The organism is Lysobacter sp. 22409 (assembly GCF_052045105.1).
Lineage (GTDB): Bacteria > Pseudomonadota > Gammaproteobacteria > Xanthomonadales > Xanthomonadaceae > Lysobacter > Lysobacter antibioticus_B.
The window spans coordinates 25,567-42,040 of sequence record NZ_JBQEOE010000012.1 but is presented as its reverse complement, the minus strand read 5'-3'; the positions used below and the strand labels follow the sequence as shown (position 1 = coordinate 42,040).

Here is a 16,474-nt window from a genome sequence, read left to right as displayed (position 1 = left end):
CCGCTCAAACGCCGCTCGGCAATTGGTTTTTAGCTAGGCGCGATCGGCTGATACCGCAGAAATTTGCCCACTCGGATGCAGCGGGCGCATGCGGGCAGAGCCGCTGTCCGCCGGCTGAAGCCCAAAAAGAAAGGGCCCCGGTAAACCGGGGCCCTCGCTCGAAGCTATGACAATCGGTCGACTATTAGCGGCACTCGGCCGGCAGCTGCGACTTCTTGGCACCGCCGGTTTCGTTGCAATCCCACTCAACGCGGCCGGCGTCCAGGGTCGGAACCAGCTCGAACTTGGCGAGCGTGGTGGCGCCGGTGGCCTGGGTGGTCGCGGTGATGGTGCCGCCCGAAGCGATGGTCACGCTGGCGCAGTAGCTCGAAGCAACGAAGCTGTAGCCGGTGATGGCCTGGCTCGTGATCGCAGCGAGGTTGCCACGGTCCTGCGCGGTTTCCGACACGGCCAGCTTGGCGGCGGCGGCAACGTTGATGCACTCGGCGTTCTTGGTGCGGACGGTGTAGTCCTGGTACGCCGGCAGAGCGATGGCGATCAGGATGCCGAGGATGGCGATGACGATCATCAGTTCGATGAGGGTAAAGCCTTGCTGCTTCTTCATGGTATTTCCCCTAGGAGTGATTGAGTTGCTTCACGTGCCTGCAGGCTCGATTGCTCGGTCCTTCGGCAGCCGTGCGTGCCGCACGTGCATAAAGGAATACGCACATCCCATGCCAACCTCCGTAGTTATGAACCGGGGGATCGAAAGTGATAGTCAGGTCACGTAAAGCGAGTTCGAGGCGGCGGTTGGGGTGACGCAAAAGGTCAGTCGGAGGTCTGTGGTGGTGACCTAATGCGTCATGTTGCACATTGATCGGCCGGAACTGAGGCGCTCGTCACGCAAGGCTTGGCCGGTGCCGGAGCCACGGCAGATGAGCAGGAAAAGCGAATCGGCGGTGCGTTTCGCGGTGCCCGCAACGGCCTGGTTCGGGGCGGCGGCCGCGTCCAGCAGCGAGCGGTAGCGGTCGCCGTGTGCATGTAGATGTCCGGTGCGTACATGCGTGGCGCGGCATGGATGGGCGAGGCGCTTCGGCTGCGTCTGCGCGAGCGGCGATGAGGTTTCGTTTCGACGAGGAGGCGAGTCGCGTCGCTGGGGCGCGCCGAAAGCCGCGTGCCCGATAACCGAGGAATCTGTTGCGGGCCATCGATAGCCGACGACGCGGCAGGTGCGCCGGCCGCGTTGCGTTCGCGACGGTGCTGTCGATGGTGCGGCAGGCTCGACAGAACGGAAACGTCGTTCGGCCGAGCGTTCGCGGATCAGTCGATCCCGAGTTTCTTGAGCTTGTAGCGCAGCGCGCGGAAGGTGATGCCGAGGGCGGCTGCGGTGCGGGTCTTGTTGTAGCGGTTTTCCTGCAGGGCCTGCTGGATCGCGGCGCGCTCGATCTCTTCTATATAAGAGGGCAGGGCGCTGGTCGCGGTGTCGCGCGGGTTGAGGGTGCGCGGGTCGACGGCGCCGGCCGCTTGCTGCGGCGCTGCGCCTGCGTTCTGCAGTTCGCTCAGAGGGGCCTGGGTGGCCAGGCGCGGCAGGCGCAGGTCGCTGGCGTTGAGGACTTCGCCTTCGGCCAGGGCGAGCGCGCGCTCAAGAATGTTCTCGAGCTCGCGCACGTTGCCAGGGAAGCCGTAGGCGCGCAGCGCTTCCTGGGCGTCCTCGCCGAGGCGCGGCACCGGACGGCCCTGGCTACCGGCGAGCCGGTGCAGGATCTTCGCGGCCAGGCCGGGCAGGTCGTCGAGGCGTTCGCGCAACGGCGGCACGCGCAGCTCGATCACGTTGATGCGGTAGTACAAGTCTTGGCGGAAGCGGCCTTCGGCGACGAGCGCGGCCAGGTCCTTATGGGTCGCCGACAGGATGCGCACGTCGACGACGAGCTCGGCCTGGGCGCCGACCGGACGAATGGATTTTTCCTGGATCGCGCGCAGCAGCTTGACCTGCATCGGCAGCGGCAGCTCGGCGACTTCGTCCAGGAACAAGGTGCCGCCGTCGGCGGCCTGGAACAGGCCGGGTTTGTCGACGTGGGCGCCGGTGAAGCTGCCCTTCTTGTGGCCGAAGAATTCGCTCTCCATCAGCTCGGCGGGAATCGCGCCGCAGTTGACCGGAACGAACGGGCCGTCGGCGCGGCCGCCTTCGGAATGGATGGTGCGCGCGACCAGTTCCTTGCCGACGCCGGACTCGCCGGCGATATACACCGGGGCCTGGCTGCGGGCGACCTTGCCGATGGTCTGGCGCAGTTTGATCATCGCCGGCGATTCGCCGTACAGGCGCGAACCGACCGCTTCGCTGGCGCTGCGGCGGGTGTCGTTGAGTTCGAGGGCGTGGCGCACGAGATCGCGCAACACCGCCAGGTCGACCGGCTTTGCGACGAAATCGAAGGCGCCGGCCTTGAGCGCGTCGACCGCGGCTTCGACGTTGCCGAAGGCGGTGATCATCGCGACCGGGGTGTTGGGGTATTTCTGGCTGATCTCGGCGATCAGGTCCATGCCCGAGCCGTCGGGCAGGCGCATGTCGGTCAGGCACAGGTCGTAACGATTGCGCAGCAGTTGGCTGCGCGCCTCGCCGAGGCCCGATGCGGTATCGCAACGCAGGCCCATGCGGCCCAAGGTCATGACGAGGAGCTCGCGAATATCGCGCTCGTCATCGACCACCAATGCACTACGAGTTTCTGCCATTGCGCCCTCCACCGCCCACGATAGCTTAACGAGGCCGTCGCGGCCAAGACGCACATGATCGGGAATCCCAGACCGGGAATCCGCTCACGCAAGTATGGCTCAGACCAGGGACAACGCGCTCGCTCCGGCGAGCCGGATGCGGAAACAGCCGCCGCCGCCGGGCACCGGCACGAAGTCGAGCGAGGCCTGGTTCGCCCGGCAAAGCTCGCGTGCGATGTACAGGCCGAGGCCGGTGCCGTGGCTGGAGGTGGTGAAGAACGGGCGGAACAGGCGTTCGGCGACCGACTCGGGAATGCCGGGGCCGCGGTCGAGCACGTCGATCGCCGGCAGGCCGACTTCATCGAAATACACGTGCACGGTGACCCGCGCCGGCTGGCCGGGAATGCGGCCGTAGGTCAGGGCGTTGTGCACCAGCACGGTCAGGGCCTGGTGCAACTGCCTCGGGTCGACCAGGGCTTCGACCTGGCTGCGCGGACCGGTCGCGCGCAGCGTGTCCTGTTCGATCGGGTGGCTGGTGCGGTATTCGTCGACGAACTGGCGCACGAACCCCATCAGCTCGACATGCTCGGGCTTGGCCGGCTCGCGTCGCGCCATGCCGAGGACGTTCTCGACGATGCCGTTCATGCGCGAACCCTGCTGGCGCACGATCTCGAGCAGGCGGCGGTCGGAGATGGCGATGTCGTGCGACTCCTCCAGCAATTGCACTGCGTAGTTGATCGCGGCGAGCGGGTTGCGGATCTCGTGGGCGAGGCTGGCCGAGAAGCGGCCGAGCGCGGCGAGGGTGATCGACTCGGCATGGCGCGACACCAGCGAGGTGTCGTCGAGGAAGATCAGGGTCTGGTCGCTGCCGGCGAGCAGGCGGGTGAAGCGCGGCACCACTTCGGGCAGGTCCGGGGCCAGCTGCAGCGGGCTTTCGTCGGGCCGGCCTTCGGTGCGCCAGCGGCTCAGGCGGCGCGCCAGTTCCGGCGAGGCGATCGCCAGCACGCGATGGCCGTGGCGCTGGCCGTCGTATTCGCCGGAGTCGCCGAGCAGCAACATGGCCGCCTCGTTGGCCAGGCGCAGACGGCCTTCGCCGTCGACCAGCAGCACGCCGGTGCGCATGCGGCGGATGATGAGTTCGTTGATCTCGGCGTAGTTGGCGGCCTCGGCGCCGCGGCGCTCGGCCAGGTCCTGGGTTTCGCGCATCTGCCGGCCGAGAGCGTTGGTCAGCAGGGCGATCGAGAGGTAGCCCAGGGCGAACATGATCGGCTCGGCGACGGTCCGGCCGAGGCTTTCGCCGCCGATCTCGTTCCAGATCCATTCGCCGATCAGGCCGATGCAGGCCACGACCGCGGCGCCGATGCCGTAGCGGGCGCGCAGCAACAGGGCCGCGGCGCCGACGTTGAACATCAGCATCAGGGCGATGCCGGTGCCGGCGCGCGGCAGGGCGTGGATCGCAAGGATGCCGAAAAACAGGTCGCTGGCGATGCCGGCGAAGACCTGGCTGCGCAGCTCGCCGCGACGGCTGAACAGGAACAGCAGGCTGGCGATGAACAGATAGGCCAGGGCCAGCGAGCGAGCGAACAGGTCGTGGCGCGGCGCTCCGATCAGGTCCGCGACCGGGCCGAACAGGAAGAACACTAGCAAGGCGGCTTCGAGCAGGCGGTACAGGGTGAAGAAATAGAGTTCGCGGCGCAGCGCGAGGTCGGCATCGGCCGGACTGACGGGGGCGAGACCTGACGGCAAGCGGGTTTTCCCTGCGCGGGCGGAGTGTCGATCAGTATAGGGCGACTGGCTTGTCTCGGCCTGCGCCGATTGCGCGGCTGGGGCCGAACCGGGCGGGAAGGGGGTGGGGGACGCTCAGGCCGGCCTGGGCGGCCGGAATGGCGGGTTTTGCTTCGGCCCGCCCCGATCGGCGACAATGCGGCCCCCTCGCGCGTGCTCCGGCTTCCGGCCGCATGCACCTGCGGGACGTCTTTCACTCCCCTCGGTGACGCATGAATTTTCACGAATATCAGGCAAAGCAGCTGTTTGCCGACTACGGCATCGCAGTGCCGGCCGGGCGCGTTGCGCGCACTCCCGATGAGGCCGTTGCGGCCGCCAAGGCCATTCCCGGCGACCTGTGGGTGGTCAAGGCCCAGATCCACGCAGGCGGCCGCGGCAAGGCCGGCGGCGTCAAGCTGGCGAAGAACTTCGACGAAGTGAAGCAGTACGCCCAGGCCATGCTCGGCACCAAGATGGAGACCTACCAGTCGGCCGGCGTCGCTTTGCCGATCGATTCGGTGCTGATCTCCGAAGGCACCGACATCGACAAGGAACTGTACCTGTCGATCTTGGTCGACCGCTCGACCCAGTCGGTCACCTTCATCGCTTCGGCCGAAGGCGGCGTGGACATCGAGAAGGTCGCGGAGGAAACCCCGGACGCGATCAAGACCGTGCACGTCAACTACGTGCAGGGCCTGCAGGCCTACCAGTGCCGTGAGCTCGCCTTCGACCTCGGCCTCACCGCCAAGCAGGCCGGCCAGCTGACCACGATCATGCTGGGCCTGTACAAGCTGTTCAACGAGAAGGACCTGGCGCTGGTCGAACTCAACCCGCTGGCGATTCTTACCAACGGCAACCTGGCCGTGCTCGACGGCAAGGTCAACAGCGACGACAACGCGACCTTCCGCCACAAGGATCTCGCCGCGATGCGCGATATCCGTCAGGAAGACGAGACCGAGGTGCTGGCCAGCCAGCACGATCTCAACTACGTCACCATGGACGGCAACATCGGTTGCATGGTCAACGGCGCCGGTCTGGCGATGGCGACCATGGACGTGATCCAGTTGGAAGGCGGCTCGCCGGCCAACTTCCTCGACGTCGGCGGCGGCGCCACCAAGGAGCGCGTGACCGAGGCGTTCAAGCTGATTCTCAGCTCGGACAAGGTCGAGGCGATCTTCGTCAACATCTTCGGCGGCATCGTCCGCTGCGACATGATCGCCGAGGGCATCATTGCCGCGGTCAAGGAAGTCGACGTCAAGGTGCCGGTGATCGTGCGCCTTGAAGGCACCAACGTGGAAGCCGGCAAGGAACTGCTGAAGAATTCGGGTCTGGCCATTACCCCGGCCGACAACATCAACGATGGCGCGAAGAAGGCGGTTGCCGCCGTCGCTGGCAAGTAAGGGGCTAATGACATGTCCGTTTTGATCAACAAGAACACGAAAGTGATCGTGCAGGGCTTCACCGGCTCGCAGGGCACCTTCCACGCCGAACAGATGCTCGAGTACGGCACCAAGGTCGTCGGTGGCGTGACCCCGGGCAAGGGCGGCACTCAGCACCTCGGCCTGCCGGTTTTCAACACCGTGCGCGACGCGGTCAATGAAACCGGCGCCGACGCCTCGGTCATCTACGTGCCGCCGCCGTTCGCGGCCGACGCGATCCTGGAAGCGGCCGCCGCCGGCATCAAGGTCATCGTGTGCATCACCGAAGGCATTCCGGTGCTCGACATGCTGCGCGTCAAGAACACGCTCAACGGTTTCGACGACGTGGTCCTGGTCGGTCCGAACTGCCCCGGCGTCATCACCCCGGGTGAGTGCAAGATCGGCATCATGCCGGGCCACATCCACAAGCCGGGCAAGATCGGCATCGTCTCGCGTTCGGGCACGCTGACCTATGAAGCGGTCAAGCAGACCACCGACGTGGGCCTGGGCCAGTCGACCTGCATCGGCATCGGCGGCGACCCGATCAACGGCACCAACTTCATCGACGCGCTGAAGTGGTTCCAGGACGACCCGCAGACCGAAGGCATCATCATGGTCGGCGAGATCGGCGGTTCGGCCGAGGAAGAAGCGGCCGAGTTCATCGCCCAGTACGTGACCAAGCCGGTGGTCGGCTTCATCGCCGGCGCTTCGGCGCCGAAGGGCAAGCGCATGGGCCACGCCGGTGCGATCGCCTCGGGCGGTTCGGGCACGGCCGAAGGCAAGTTCGCGGCGATGGAAAAGGCTGGCGTCACCACGGTGAAGTCGCCGGGCGACCTCGGCGCGGCGATCGCCAAGCGTCTGGCCAAGTAAGCGGCCAGGCAGGCCGGCAGACGAGTTCGTCTCGCCGGTCGGAACGCAAAAAAGCCGCCTTAGGGCGGCTTTTTTGTATGTAGCACTCATGTGCTACATTGGTCTTCGCCACCTCCCGTCCGGCGTAGACGCCCATGTCCACCACCACCATCCGCTTGACCGAAGAACTCAAGGCGCGCATCGCCCGCGCCGCCGAGCGCAGCGGCACCACGCCGCATGGCTTCATCCTCGGAGCGCTCGAGGAGAAGGTCGACGAAGCCGAGCGTCGGCGCGACTTCATCGGCGAGGCCGAGCGTCGTTGGCAGAGCTTCGTTGCGGACGGGCAGGTGATCGCCTGGGACGACATGCGCGACTACCTCTCGCGCCGCGCACGCGGCGAAAGTCCGGTAACGCCGGCCAAGAAGACCTTCGGGCGCGAATCGTGACCCGAATCGTCCTCTCGCCAGGCTCGGCGGAGGACTTCGCTCGGATTCTCGATCATCTGGACCGGCACGAGGTCGCCCAGCGCGAACCGCGCATCGAGGGCATCCTGCACGCCATCGACGTATTGGCCGACAATCCTCTGATCGGGCGTGTGCTCGAGCAGGATCTGCGCGAACTGGTCATCGGACGCGACGCGCAGGGATACGTCGCTCTGTATCGCTACCTCGGCGAGTTCGATACCGTTTTAATCATCGCCATTCGCGCCCAGCGCGAGGCTGGCTACACCCACGACTGACTGGTCGTTACGAGAATCGCCGCATGTCCAAGACCCTGCGCATCGCCCTGGCCCAGTTCGACTTCCCGGTCGGTGCGGTCGAAAAGAACGCCGAACGCATCGCGGCGATGATCGTCGAGGCCCGCGACCGGCACGGCGCCGACGTGGTGCTGTTTCCCGAGCTCGCGGTCAGCGGCTATCCGCCGGAAGACCTGCTGCTGCGGCCGAGTTTCCTCGCCGAATGCGAGGGTGCGCTGGAGCGGATCGCCCAGGCCGCGCGCGGCATCGTCGCCGTCGTCGGCTGGCCGCAGGCCGCCGGCGCGGTGGTCTACAACGCCGCCAGCGTGCTGCGCGACGGGCGCATTGAAACCACGTATCGCAAGCGCGAGCTGCCGAATTACGCGGTGTTCGACGAGCGCCGCTACTTCGACGTCGATCCCGACGGCGAGGCCTGCGTGTTCGAGGTCGAGGGCGTCGCGGTCGGCCTGGTGATCTGCGAAGACCTGTGGTTCGCCGAGCCGCTCGCCGCGACCGCGGCCGCCGGCGCCAGTCTGGTGCTGGTGCCGAACGCCTCGCCGTTCGAGCGCGACAAGCACGCCCAGCGCGATGCATTGCTGGAGGTGCGGGCCAAGGAAACCGGCGTCGCGCTGGCCTATCTCAACGTCGTCGGCGGCCAGGACGCCCTGGTGTTCGATGGCGCCTCGGTGCTCGCCGACGGCAACGGCCATGTGCATCCGGCCGCGACCGCGTTCGAGGACCACTGGCTGCTCGCCGACTATCGCGACGAAGACCGCAGCTTCGTGCCGGTGGCTTGGCCGGCCGAGCAGGACGAGGGCCGCGACTCGCTGGCCTGGCGTGCGGTGGTGCGCGGCACCCGCGACTACTGCCGTAAGAACGGCTTCGACAAGGTCTGGCTGGGGCTGTCGGGCGGCATCGATTCCTCGCTGGTGATGGCGGTCGCGGTGGATGCGCTCGGCGCCGAGAACGTAGTCGCGGTGCGCATGCCCTCGCGCTACACCGCCGATCTGTCCAACGACCTGGCCGCCGAACAATGCGCGAGCCAGGGCGTACGCCTGTTGGCGCTGCCGATCGAAAAGCCGTTCCAGGGCTATCTGGACACCCTGGCCGAGGTGTTCGCCGACAAGGCGGTCGACGTCACCGAGGAAAACCTGCAATCGCGCACCCGCGGCGCGCTGTTGATGGCGATGAGCAACAAGTTCGGCGGCCTGCTGCTGACCACCGGCAACAAGAGCGAGTACGCGGTCGGCTACGCCACCATCTATGGCGACATGTGCGGCGGTTACGCGCCGATCAAGGACTTGTACAAGACCGAGGTGTTCGCGCTGGCGCGCTGGCGCAACGCGATCGCCGGCGCGCCGGTGATTCCGTGGGCGGTGATCGATCGTCCGCCCTCGGCCGAGTTGCGCGAGAACCAGAAGGACCAGGATTCCTTGCCGCCTTATGACGTGCTCGACGCGATCCTGCTGCGTCATGTCGACCAGGAGCAGTCGCGCGACGAGATCGTCGCGGTCGGCTTCGACCCGGCGACGGTCGACAAGGTGCTGCGCCTGGTGCGCATCAGCGAATGGAAGCGGCACCAGGCTGCGCCGGGTCCGAAGGTCTCGCGGCGGGCGTTCGGCCGCGAGCGTCGTTATCCGATCACCAATGGCTACGTCGGTTGAGCGCGTAGCGTTCTAGTAGGAGCGGCGTGAGCCGCGACCAACCGAAGCAATCGATACCACGCTCCGACCCGAAGCCCGGTTCCCCCGCGCGAAACCGGGTTTGCGTCGTTGCTGCGGTAGCGCGGTCGCGGCTCGCGCCGCTCCTACAGGGGCAGCGGCGGCGCCCGGGAAGCGATCGATACCACGCCCCCGAAGCCCGGTCCTCCGCCGCGCGAAACCGCGCTTGCGTCGTTGCCGCGTTAGCGCGGTCGCGGCTCACGCCGCTCCTACAGGGGCAGCGGCGACGCGCAGGCGGCAGTATCCAACCCACAAAAAACGCCGCCCGAGGGCGGCGTTTTCTTTGGTGCTGTGCGGCGAAGCGGGCGCTTACTGCTTGCGCTTCTCTTCGTCGCGGTCGCGGTTGTCGACTGCCGACTTCTCGCCCGCGAACGGGTTGAGCTTGCGCAGGTTGCTCGGGTAGTCCGGCCAGTCTTCCGACAGCGCCGGGTGGGTGGCGTCGTTCTGCTGCAGCACGCGCTTGGCGTCGGCGGCGAGGGTCTGGTTGCCCAGGCCTTCGTAGGCCTTCATCAGCACCGCGACCGCATCGTTCTGGTAGCGGCTCTGCGGATAGGTCTCGAGCAGGTACTTGGCCCGGTCGGCCGAGGCCACGAAGGCGGTGCGGCGCAGGTAGTACAGGGACACGTCGAGCTCGTGGCGGGCGAAGGTGTCGCGCAGGGCGAGCATGCGCTTGCGCGCGTCCTCGGCGTAGCGGCTGTTCGGATAACGCTCGACCACGATCAGGAAGTCGTTGTAGGCCTGCATCGGCGTCGACAGGTCGCGGCGGCTGACGTCCAGGCGCCAGACGCGCTGCAGGAACACCGTGTCGCGGCTGGAGTTCACCAACCCGCGCAGGTAGTACAGGTAGGCGACGTTGCGGTGGGTCGGGTAGGTGCGGATAAAGCGGTCGATGCTGCTGATCGCGTCGTCGTGCTTGCCCGACTTGTACTGGGCGTAGGCCGTCTCGACCAGGGCCTGCTCGGTGTAGGGGCCATAGGGGTACTGCGCGACCAGGCGCTTGAAGCTCGCCTCGCCCGAGGCCCAGTTGCCGTTGACCATCGAGCCGTGGGCCTTCTTATAGATGGCCTCGACCGGCTGGCCTTCGTCCGCGTCTTTGTCCTTTTTGAACATCTTGCCGACGCGGCTGCAGCCGGAGGCAGCGAAAACCACGATCAGCAGCAGGCAAAACAGGCGAACAAGTCCGCGGGAAGGGGCAAAACGTACAGTCATGGCAGGCATCGACGGGCGCCGGAGGCACGAAGCGCCGATAATAGCAGTCCGCGGGTCGTGCCCCTTAACCGATCCCGTCTCCCCGCCGCCGTATAGACCCCTCCGATGACCGAGCCCCGCCAGACCCTCACCGCCACCGTGCCCGACAGCGCCGCCGGGCGCCGCTTCGATGCGGTTCTGGCCGAACTGTTCCCCGATTACTCGCGCTCGCGCCTGGCCACCTGGATCAAATCCGGCGACGCGCGCCTGAACGGCCGCGAGGTGCGGCCGCGCGATCCGGTCCAGGGCGGGGAGTCGGTCGAGCTGACCGTCGTCCTCGACATCCAGACCCGCGCCGAGGCCGAAGACATCGCCCTGGACGTGCTCTACGAGGACGCCGACGTGATCGTCCTCGACAAGCCGGCCGGGCTGGTCGTCCACCCGGGCGCCGGCAACCACGCCGGCACCCTGGTCAATGCCTTGCTGCACCGCGATCCCGGCCTGGCGACCCTGCCGCGGGCGGGCATCGTCCACCGCCTCGACAAGGACACCTCCGGGGTCATGGTCGTGGCCCGCACCCTGCCGGCGCATACCTCGCTGGTCGAACAGCTGTCGGCGCGCGAAGTGCACCGCCAATACCTCGCGGTCGTGGTCGGGGCGCTGGTCTCCGGCGGCACCGCCAACGCGCCGATCGACCGCCACCCGCGCGATCGCCTGCGCATGGCGGTGCGCGAGGACGGCCGCGATGCGGTCACCCATTACCGCCTGCGCGAGCGCTTCCGCGCCCACACCCTGCTCGAATGCCGCCTGGAAACCGGGCGCACCCACCAGATTCGCGTGCACATGGCGCATCTCAAGCACCCGATCGTCGGCGACCCCTTGTACGGCGGCCCGCTCAAGCTGCCCAAGGGCGCCACAGACGGGTTGGTCGAGGCTCTGCGCGGCTTCAAGCGCCAGGCCCTGCATGCCGAGACCCTGGAGTTCGTCCATCCGGTCAGTGGCGAACCGATTCGCTGCACCGCGCCGGTGCCGGCCGACCTGCGCCATCTGGTCGCCGAACTGAGCGCCGACACCCGCGCCGCCGCCGAGGCCGGCCGATGACCTCGGACGCCGCGCCGTGGATCGATGCGCAGTGGCCGATGGCCGCGTCCGTGCACGGGTTCACCACGGTGCGCGGCGGTCTGGGCGTGTCGCAGGCGCCGTTCGATCGCTTCAATCTCGGCACGCGTTACGGCAGCGATCGCGACGATCCGGCCGCGGTGACGCGTAATCGCGAGCTGCTGGTCGAACGTGCGGGCTTGCCGTCGCCGCCGCGTTGGCTGCATCAGGTGCATGGCGTCGACGTGGTGCGTTTCGACGGCCGCAGCGACGGCGACGAGGAACCGGTCGGCGATGCTTCGGTGACCTCCAGCCCCGGCACGGTGTTGGCGATCCTCACCGCCGATTGCCTGCCGGTGCTGTTCGCCGCCGAAGACGGCAGCGAGGTCGGCGCCGCCCATGCGGGCTGGCGCGGCCTGGCCGCCGGCGTGCTCGAAGCGACGGTCGCGGCCATGCGCACCACGCCCGGCCGCCTGCGCGCCTGGCTCGGGCCGGCGGCGGGTCCGCAGCACTACGAAATCGGCGCCGAAGTGCGCGAGGCCTTCGTCGCCGGCGATGCCGAGGCGGCCTCGGCCTTCGTCGCCACGCGGCCGCAGCATTGGCGCGTCGATCTGTATGCCCTGGCGCGGATGCGTCTGGCGCAGGCCGGCCTGGCGGCCGATCATATCCACGGCGGCGGGTTGTGCACGATTTCCGAACCCGGCCGCTTCTACTCCCATCGTCGCGACCGCCGCACCGGCCGCATGGCGACCCTCATCTGGATGCAATGATGACTCTCTTGGCCCAACGGACGGTCCTGTCCCTTTCTTTATCCCTCACCGCGCTACTGTGCACCGACGCCATGGCGGCGGATTGCGAGGCGCGCGTTTACGACTTGCTGCGGGCCGCCTATCCCGGCAGCACCGGCGAAACCGGCGACGAGGGCGAGCTGCTGCGCACCGCCGGCTCGCCCACGCGTTGGATCAATCTCGGCGAAGTGGCCTGCAAGGTCTGGCCGGCTTCGCCGGACAAGACTCTGCTGGCGGTGCGGCTGCGTCATCAGGCCGCGACCGGCATGGACAGCGACACCGCCGACCTGGAAGTGCTGGTCGCCGATTCGGCGCGCCCGCGCATCCTGCAGCGTTACCGCGAGGATGATGCGCTGCAGTCGGATGCGGTGCGGATCAGTTCGGTGACCCTGGACACCGCGCGATATCGCCTCAACGAAAGCACCACCGCCTTCGGCGTGCGCATTGGCTACACCGGCTCCTCGCGCGCCAACCCCTACGGCAGCACGGTGATGAACCTGTACGTCGGCGACGGCGCCAAGCTGCGGCCGGTGCTGAGCAAGCTGGAAGTGTCGAAAGAGCGCGGCGAGTGGGACACCAATTGCGCCGGCGAATTCGAGAACGTGCAGCGCACCGTCGCGATCGACGCCAAGCGCGACCGCGGCTATGCCGGCCTACGCATCAACAGCGTCGAGGAAAGCACCCGCAACGAGCTCGACGACAAGGACTGCAACGAAGTGCCCGGCCCGACCAGGAAGAGCAGCGTGCGCCTGGCCTATGACGGCCGCGAGTACACGGTGCCGGACGATCTGCGCGGGCTGTAAATGCGAAACCAGGCAGTGAACCGGGCGCCGACCCGGGACGAGGCGCGGCTGGGCGCGCGCGAGGGGTTGTATCCGCGCGCGCTCGGTGTGCGCTTCGTGTACCTGCCGCGGACCCTGCGGCTGCTGCATGGCCGCGGCGGGCGCCGGACCTATCGTGGGGAAGCCCAAGTCGAACGCGGCCGCGGGCTGTGCTCGCGGTTGTTCGCGCGCATTGCCCGCCTGCCCAAGGCGCATGCCGGGCCGATCGAGGTCGAGATCGACGCCAACGCGCGCGGCGAGACCTGGACCCGGCGTTTCGGCAAGTCGGCGATGCGCTCGCGCCTGGTCGAACGCGATGGCCTGGTGTTCGAACGCCTGGGGCCGATGCGGTTCGCGTTCGCGTTGGACCTGGCCGGCGAGCTGCCCGATGCGGCCGCGTCGGGCGTGCTGTCGCTCGGCACCGGCGCGCAGGTGACGGTGTCGTCGGCGGTGATGCCGGCCCAGCTCGCCGACGGGCCGGTGGATCCGGCGGAGGGCGACAGCGGGGCGGACGACCCCGGCCTGTCGTGGCGGCTGGTGCGGGTGCGTGCGCTAGGGCTGCCCCTGCCGTCGGGCTGGTTCGCCGGCGTGCGCGCGCGCGAGTTCGAGCGCGACGGGCGCTATCACTTCGACGTCGCCGCGCAGTTGCCGGTCGTGGGCTTGTTGGTGCGCTATCGCGGCTGGCTGGACGTCGAGGGCTGAGCGCTCGCGGCGGGCGGCCATGCCGCCATTTGGACCGCTGCGTTTCCCCAGCCCGGGCCCCAAAGGGTCTGCGGCGTTCTATGCTCCGGACGGACCGGGTCTGCCGGCGAAATCCGCGGGTTTCCGGGAGGGACGTCGCGCTTACGGTTCATGGTCGCGGCTTTTGACCGTAGGAAATCCCTGTGGGACGCCGCTCCTACTCTTAAAGCGCGTCGTCCCGACGGGATGGATTTCCCGTCATTGCCATCATCGCAATCCACCCGCACACGGAGCGCGGGTTCCACCGGGCAGGGATGCGTCGACCTTTCGCGTTTCGAGTACCCACATGACGCCATCGAGTTTTCGCGTTGCACCCGCCGCTTCCGTCACCGCCGGCCGCGTGGAGTGCGTTCGATGAGCGCCGCCGCGCCGCGCCGCTGGCTGGTAGCAGGCGATCTCAACGGCTTCTTCGGCCTGGTCGTCGACAACCTGTCGATCCTCGGCTTCATCTCCGCGGCCCTGATCGGCATCTTCGGTTTTCCGGCCGAGGTCATCTATACGCGCATGTTCCCCGGTACCGCCTTCGGCGTGCTGGTCGGCAACCTGATCTACACCTTCATGGCGCGGCGCCTGGCGGCCAAGAGCGGTCGCGACGACGTCACCGCGATGCCGCTGGGCCTGGATGCGCCGACCAGCATCGGCATGGCCTTGCTGGTGCTCGGCCCGGCCTTCGTCGGGTTCAAGCAGCAGGGCATGGACGAACAGGCCGCGGCCCTCGCCACCTGGCAGCTCGGCATGGCCTCGTTGGTGGTGATGGGCGTGCTGAAGTTCGTGTTGTCGTTCGCCGGCGACACTGTCACCCGGCTGATTCCGCGCGCCGGTCTGCTCGGTTCGATCGCCGGCGTGGCGCTGGTGTTGATGGGCTTCCTGCCGCTGATCGAGACCTTGCGCTCGCCGATGGTGGGTTTCATCACCTTGGGTTTGCTGTTGTATGTGTTGATCGCCAAGGGGCGATTGCCGGTGAAGCTGCCGGGGGTGTTTCTGGCGTTCGTGTTTGGCACGGTGCTGTATTACGGCTTCGGGGCGCTGGGGTTGGGAGCGCCGGGCTTCGCTTGGCCGGAGCCTTCGCCGCTGCGTTTCGTGCTGCCATGGCCGAGCCTGGGCTTCATCGACGGCCTGGCCTACACCAAACCTTATCTGCCGCTGCTGTTGCCGTTCGGCCTGCTGATGGTGGTCGGCGGCATCAACGTCAGCGAAAGCGCGCGCGCCGCCGGCGACGATTACCGCACCCGCGACATCCTGCTGGCCGAGGCCTTCTCGACCCTGGTCGCCGGGTTTTGCGGCGGCGTCGCCCAGACCACGCCCTACATCGGCCAGCCCGCCTACAAGCACATGGGCGCGCGCAGCGGCTACACCTTGTTGACCGGCTTGTTCATCGGCCTCGGCGGCATCCTCGGCATCGTTTCCGGCCTGGTGCAGTGGCTGCCGCTGGCGGTGCTCGCGCCGATCATCGTCTACGTCGCCCTCGACATCACCACCCAGGCCTTCCAGGCCACGCCGAGCAAGCATGCGACCGCGATGGTGTTCGGCTTCCTGCCGTCGGTGGCCTATATGCTGGCGATCAAGACCGGCAACCCGGGCTGGATCGCCCCGGACCACCATGCGCAGCTCATGAACGCGCTCGACGGCCACGGCCTGCCCGAGCTCGCGGTGATCGTGACCCTCGGCAACGGCTTCATCATGACCTCGATGATCTGGACCTCGGCGGTTGCGGCGATGGTCGACGGCCGCCTGCGTCGCGCCTCGGTATTCCTGCTGGCCGGCGCGGCGTTGAGCCTGTTCGGCATCATCCACTCGGTCGACCCGCGCGGCGGCATCTACCTGCCGTGGGCCCTGGAGGGGCTGCAGCGCACGATCGCCCTGCAATTCATCGGCGCCTACGTCGGTCTGGCGGTTTTGCTGGGCTTGCTGTCTTTGCAGCGCAATGCCGTGCCGGCCGAGCCGCAGGCTTGAGAGCGGCCGGGTTTGCCCGCAGATCGTCTGTTCCCCTTTGAACCGGCCCACGCCATGTCCTTGCAGAACGAACTCGACGCCGTCCCCGGCGTGACCGCGCGCCCGGAAGCCGCCACCCGCGACTTCGTCTTCAACCACACCATGCTGCGGGTGAAAGATCCGCGCCAGTCGCTGGACTTCTACACCCGCGTGCTCGGCTTCACCCTGGTGCGCAAGCGCGACTTCGCCGAAGCCAAGTTCAGCCTGTACTTCCTGGTGTTGGTGGCCGACCCCGCGCAGATCCCGGCCGAAGAACCCGCGCGCGGCGAATGGCTGCTGAGCCAGCGCGGCGTGCTCGAACTGACCCACAACCACGGCACCGAGGACGACGCGGACTTCGCCTACCACGACGGCAACAGCGATCCGCGCGGCTTCGGTCACATCTGCGTGTCGGTGCCCGACATCGAAGCCGCCTGCGCGCGCTTCGAGCAACTCGGCGTCGCCTTCCAGAAACGCCTCAGCGACGGTCGCATGAAGAACATCGCCTTCATCAAGGACCCGGACGGTTACTGGGTCGAGATCCTGCAGCCGAACAGCCTGGTCTGATCCGCGGTTCCAGATCGCTTTCTTTCGAATTTCCCCACCCGAACACCGCGCAGGCAGTCCCCGCCCCCTTTGAAAAAGGGGGCAGGGGGGATTTGCTCTTGCTGTGTTGAGTCGCCATAGCGCGCGA

General features: G+C 67.6%; 15 protein-coding genes. 11 read left to right on the top strand and 4 right to left on the bottom strand.

The features are described from left to right. Positions 1 to 184: 184 nt before the first annotated feature. The 3 genes from ACTJJK_RS08350 to ACTJJK_RS08340 all read right to left on the bottom strand — a co-directional run bounded on the left by ACTJJK_RS08350 (position 185) and on the right by ACTJJK_RS08340 (position 4,431). Entirely contained in the window at positions 185 to 604 is a 420-nt protein-coding gene (locus tag ACTJJK_RS08350) for a pilin (RefSeq protein WP_031371623.1), read from the bottom strand. A gap of 695 nt (positions 605 to 1,299) precedes the next feature. Then, positions 1,300 to 2,706: a sigma-54-dependent transcriptional regulator gene (locus tag ACTJJK_RS08345; protein ID WP_031371624.1), complete on the bottom strand. Its 1,407-nt coding sequence runs from the start codon at positions 2,704 to 2,706 to the stop codon at positions 1,300 to 1,302. Between the two features lie 99 nt (positions 2,707 to 2,805). Further along, a complete protein-coding gene (locus ACTJJK_RS08340) occupies positions 2,806 to 4,431 on the bottom strand; it encodes a sensor histidine kinase (protein ID WP_031371625.1) in 1,626 nt (541 codons plus the stop codon). 251 nt (positions 4,432 to 4,682) lie between these two features. Here ACTJJK_RS08340 and sucC point away from each other — a divergent pair, with 251 nt between their 5' ends. From sucC to ACTJJK_RS08315, 5 genes are all read left to right on the top strand, one after another. Then, positions 4,683 to 5,849: an ADP-forming succinate--CoA ligase subunit beta gene (gene sucC / locus ACTJJK_RS08335; protein ID WP_223619744.1), complete on the top strand. Its 1,167-nt coding sequence runs from the start codon at positions 4,683 to 4,685 to the stop codon at positions 5,847 to 5,849. A 12-nt stretch (positions 5,850 to 5,861) separates the two neighbouring features. Continuing rightward, positions 5,862 to 6,737, top strand: a complete 876-nt coding sequence (sucD, locus tag ACTJJK_RS08330) for a succinate--CoA ligase subunit alpha (protein ID WP_031371627.1) — start codon at positions 5,862 to 5,864, stop codon at positions 6,735 to 6,737. A 134-nt stretch (positions 6,738 to 6,871) separates the two neighbouring features. Next, complete coding sequence (locus ACTJJK_RS08325) at positions 6,872 to 7,162, top strand: type II toxin -antitoxin system TacA 1-like antitoxin (protein ID WP_440729968.1); 291 nt, start codon at positions 6,872 to 6,874, stop codon at positions 7,160 to 7,162. Next, the gene (locus ACTJJK_RS08320) at positions 7,159 to 7,455 is read left to right on the top strand and encodes a type II toxin-antitoxin system RelE/ParE family toxin (protein ID WP_223619745.1); all 297 of its coding nucleotides are present in this window, start codon (positions 7,159 to 7,161) and stop codon (positions 7,453 to 7,455) included. The genes ACTJJK_RS08325 and ACTJJK_RS08320 overlap by 4 nt, the downstream gene beginning before the upstream one ends. A gap of 23 nt (positions 7,456 to 7,478) precedes the next feature. Then, on the top strand, positions 7,479 to 9,116 hold the full coding sequence (locus tag ACTJJK_RS08315) for an NAD+ synthase (RefSeq protein ID WP_031371630.1): 1,638 nt from the start codon (positions 7,479 to 7,481) through the stop codon (positions 9,114 to 9,116). 366 nt (positions 9,117 to 9,482) lie between these two features. Here ACTJJK_RS08315 and ACTJJK_RS08310 read toward each other — a convergent pair whose 3' ends face one another. Then, complete coding sequence (locus ACTJJK_RS08310) at positions 9,483 to 10,382, bottom strand: outer membrane protein assembly factor BamD (protein ID WP_031371631.1); 900 nt, start codon at positions 10,380 to 10,382, stop codon at positions 9,483 to 9,485. A 105-nt stretch (positions 10,383 to 10,487) separates the two neighbouring features. On the opposite strand from ACTJJK_RS08310, the gene rluD reads away from it, so the two are divergent. From rluD to gloA, 6 genes are all read left to right on the top strand, one after another. Then, the gene (gene rluD / locus ACTJJK_RS08305) at positions 10,488 to 11,462 is read left to right on the top strand and encodes a 23S rRNA pseudouridine(1911/1915/1917) synthase RluD (protein ID WP_031371632.1); all 975 of its coding nucleotides are present in this window, start codon (positions 10,488 to 10,490) and stop codon (positions 11,460 to 11,462) included. Beyond that, on the top strand, positions 11,459 to 12,229 hold the full coding sequence (gene pgeF / locus ACTJJK_RS08300) for a peptidoglycan editing factor PgeF (protein WP_031371633.1): 771 nt from the start codon (positions 11,459 to 11,461) through the stop codon (positions 12,227 to 12,229). Before rluD ends, pgeF begins: the two co-directional genes overlap by 4 nt. Continuing rightward, the gene (locus tag ACTJJK_RS08295; protein ID WP_440729967.1) at positions 12,229 to 13,050 is read left to right on the top strand and encodes a hypothetical protein; all 822 of its coding nucleotides are present in this window, start codon (positions 12,229 to 12,231) and stop codon (positions 13,048 to 13,050) included. The genes pgeF and ACTJJK_RS08295 overlap by 1 nt, the downstream gene beginning before the upstream one ends. After that, positions 13,051 to 13,770 carry a DUF4166 domain-containing protein gene (locus ACTJJK_RS08290; RefSeq protein ID WP_255610693.1) on the top strand — a complete coding sequence of 240 codons (720 nt, stop codon included), beginning with the start codon at positions 13,051 to 13,053 and terminating at the stop codon, positions 13,768 to 13,770. A 393-nt stretch (positions 13,771 to 14,163) separates the two neighbouring features. Beyond that, the gene (locus tag ACTJJK_RS08285; RefSeq protein ID WP_255610694.1) at positions 14,164 to 15,762 is read left to right on the top strand and encodes a hypothetical protein; all 1,599 of its coding nucleotides are present in this window, start codon (positions 14,164 to 14,166) and stop codon (positions 15,760 to 15,762) included. 54 nt (positions 15,763 to 15,816) lie between these two features. Beyond that, positions 15,817 to 16,347 (top strand): lactoylglutathione lyase, encoded by a 531-nt coding sequence (gene gloA / locus ACTJJK_RS08280; RefSeq protein ID WP_031371636.1) that lies wholly within the window; start codon positions 15,817 to 15,819, stop codon positions 16,345 to 16,347. The last annotated feature ends 127 nt before the right edge of the window (positions 16,348 to 16,474 follow it).